The organism is Aliivibrio sp. 1S175 (assembly GCF_001690985.1).
Classification (GTDB): Bacteria; Pseudomonadota; Gammaproteobacteria; order Enterobacterales; family Vibrionaceae; genus Aliivibrio.
Genome location: NZ_MAJS01000044.1, coordinates 1 through 3,198, shown reverse-complemented (window position 1 = coordinate 3,198; position 3,198 = coordinate 1). Strand labels below are relative to the sequence as shown.

At 33.7% G+C, this 3,198-nt stretch carries 4 protein-coding genes and 1 pseudogene; all 5 read left to right on the top strand.

Annotation, left to right across the window (positions count from 1 at the left end; translation table 11 throughout):
• Positions 1–474 (top strand): annotated as a pseudogene (locus tag A6E06_RS12945) (hypothetical protein); the annotation flags it as partial.
• Between the two features lie 28 nt (positions 475–502).
• On the top strand, positions 503–1,228 hold the full coding sequence (locus tag A6E06_RS12940) for a hypothetical protein (protein WP_065593067.1): 726 nt from the start codon (positions 503–505) through the stop codon (positions 1,226–1,228).
• Positions 1,215–1,946, top strand: coding sequence for a hypothetical protein (locus A6E06_RS12935; RefSeq protein ID WP_065593066.1), 732 nt, complete (start codon positions 1,215–1,217; stop codon positions 1,944–1,946). The genes A6E06_RS12940 and A6E06_RS12935 overlap by 14 nt, the downstream gene beginning before the upstream one ends.
• A gap of 28 nt (positions 1,947–1,974) precedes the next feature.
• Positions 1,975–2,703 (top strand): hypothetical protein, encoded by a 729-nt coding sequence (locus A6E06_RS12930; RefSeq protein ID WP_065593065.1) that lies wholly within the window; start codon positions 1,975–1,977, stop codon positions 2,701–2,703.
• Positions 2,690–3,198: hypothetical protein (locus A6E06_RS12925; protein ID WP_065593064.1), on the top strand; the 509-nt coding region annotated here is incomplete at its 3' end. The genes A6E06_RS12930 and A6E06_RS12925, both read left to right, overlap by 14 nt.

The following is a 3,198-nucleotide window of genomic DNA, read 5'->3' as shown; positions in this document are numbered from 1 at the left end:
GACATAAAGCGGATTTACAAGTTCACTAAAAATGGAATATTAACCGAGAAGGTAGATGTGGTACCAGAGTATGCTTATCAATGCATACGAATGATAGGCCGAGTGGGTGTCGTTGTATGTTTGATTGCAGTTGTTTTTGTTGGTCCTATGGCGTTTGTTGGAGCAGGGGCGAGTGCATTACTCTCATTCAAACTGTTTAATTTTAGGTTGAAACCTATGATGTTTGAAACGTTGTATTTTGATGAGTCAGTGATATTTAAAACATGCAAAGAAAATTATATTGATATTACAGCAAATACCAATGATACCTGCTCTTCGATGGGTTTTTTTTGTAATAAAGATAATGTAGAAGAAATTTTTAATACAATAAAAATATTTTATCCAAATGGATATTTTTTTGAAGTTATGAGTGTTAAAGATATTTGTCAACACGAAAAGTTTAATGAATTCTTACATCCAGCAGGTCAGGATTGATGTGAAATTATAAGGGATGCTTTAAATGATGCATGATAAAGACAATGAATTAAAACTTAAGAATGATCTTTATAACGCTAAGGTTATTTATCAGTGGGAAGCTATTGGGCGTAATTTTGGCCATACACTTCGATGGATTGTATCTATAGGAGTCCCTTTTTTGGGTTATAGTTTATTTATGCTATTAATACAGGATATGGCTGCGGTTCCAGTTTTATTTTTCATCGGTTTAATAATGACTTTTGTTATTCGTTATTTATTTCTTTCTGATGAACATATTTGTTTTTATTTAACGAAAAAAGGCATTCACTTTACAACAGAGCAGATAATTCCTGAAATGGCGTATAAAGTGATGAGAGGTTTTGCTTGGTTTGGTGTGGCGGTAAGTTTTTTGGCTGTAACTATAATGGGGCCGATGGCTTTTGTTGGGGCAGGAGCTTGTGCATTGTTGTCATTTAAAATGACAGGGTTTGAGTCAAAAATCAGCAAATCATATATACTTTTTTCTGATGAATATACATTATTTGATATTAGAAAAGAGGATACTTTTGCAATTATAAGTCATCCATATGATTTATATAATTCATACGAAGCATTATTTTATTCTCCTAAAGATCGAGACGAAATAAAGAAACATCTATTAAGTGTTTTCCGTAAAAGCAGATACTTTGAAATCAATAATTCTAAGGAAATCGATAATTACGGTCCATTTGAACCCTCTGAGAATCTGAGCATCAATCATGCTAACTCATAAAGACATAGATAATAACGATAAAATAGAAACCATGAGAATGGCTTTATACAACGAAGAAGTACTTTATGAGTATGAAACCATAGAGCATCAATATTTGGGGTATTTTGCTGGTATTGGTTTTTTTAGTGTTATGAGTTGGATGTTATATGATTTTAGTCAAGATATGCTAGATACAGGTGGTGTGGTGGCATTTAGTTTACTTACCATTTTCATGACATTGTTTTTTATCTTTTTTGGTTCTGCAGACATAAAGCGGATTTACAAGTTCACTAAAAACGGAATAGTAACCGAGAAGGCAGATGTGGTACCAGAGTATGCTTATCAATGCATACGAATGATAGGCCGAGTGGGTGTCGTTGTATGTTTGATTGCTGTTGTTTTTGTTGGCCCTATGGCGTTCATTGGAGCAGGGGCGAGTGCGTTACTCTCATTCAAACTGGTTAACTTTAGGCTGAAACCTATGATGTTTGAAAGTTTGTATTTTGATGAATCAGTAATAATAAAATCATCAAAGATAAATTATATAACGGTCGTTCCCAATGCTAACTTTCTATTGTCGTTAAATGGTCTTTTTTGCAATAAAGATAATGTAGATGATATTTTTAATACCTTAAGGGAGTTCTATCCAAATGGTCATTTTTATGAGGTTGAGAAAGAAGATGATATTTATGAGCATGAAAAATTTAAAGAGTTCTTACATCCAATGGTTCAGGATTGATGTGAAGTTGTAAAGGATACGTTAAATAATGCATAATAAAGACAATGAATTAGAACTTGAGCGTGAGCTTCATGAATTACCAATTATTTATCAATGGGAAGCTATAAGGTGTGATAGGGCTAGTTATGCTTTGCGCTGGATGATTGCTATTGGCTCGTCATTAATTGTTTATGGTGGCCTATATTTACTAATTAAAGATAGCGAGACGATAATTCCATTATTGCTAATGGGCATAGCTATGGCATTAGTATCGCGTTATTTATTTCTTGCTGATGAGCATATTTGTTTTTATTTAACGGAAAAAGGTATTCACTTTACAACAGAGCAGATAATTCCTGAAATGGCGTATAAAGTGATGAGAGGTTTTGCTTGGTTTGGTGTGGCGGTAAGTTTTTTGGCTGTAACTATAATAGGGCCCATGGCTTTTGTTGGGGCAGGAGCTTGTGCATTGTTGTCATTTAAAATGACAGGGTTTGAGTCAAAAATCAGTAAGTCAGACATACTTTTTTCTGATGAATATACATTATTTGATATTCGAAAAGAGGATACTTTTGCAATTATAAGTCATCCATATGATTTATATACTTCATACGAATGGTTATTTTATTTTCCTAACGATCGAGAAGAGATAAAGAAGCATCTATTAAGTGTATTTCGTAAAAGTAGATACGTTGAAATAAACCACCCTAAGGAAATAGATAACTACGGCCCATTTGAACCCTCTGAAAACTTGAGCATAAATAATGCTAACTCATAAAGATATAGACAATAACGATAAAATAGAAGCCATGAGAATGGCCTTATACAACGAAGAAGTGCTTTATGAGTATGAAACCATAGAGCACCAATATTTGGGGTATTTTGCTGGTATTGGTTTTTTTAGTGTTATGAGTTGGATGTTATATGACTTTAGTCAAGATATGCTAGATACAGATGGTGTAGTGGCATTTAGTTTACTCACCATTTTCATGACATTGTTTTTTATTTTTTTTGGTTCTGCAGACATAAAGCGGATTTACAAGTTCACTAAAAACGGAATATTAACCGAGAAGGCAGATGTGGTACCAGAGTATGCATATAAATGTATACGAATGATAGGTCGAGTGGGGGTCGTTGTATGTTTGATTGGAGTTGTTTTTGTTGGCCCTATGGCGTTCATTGGAGCTGGGGCAAGTGCGTTACTCTCATTCAAACTGGTTAACTTTAGATTAAAACCTATGATGTTTGAAACGTTGTATTTTGATGAGTCAGT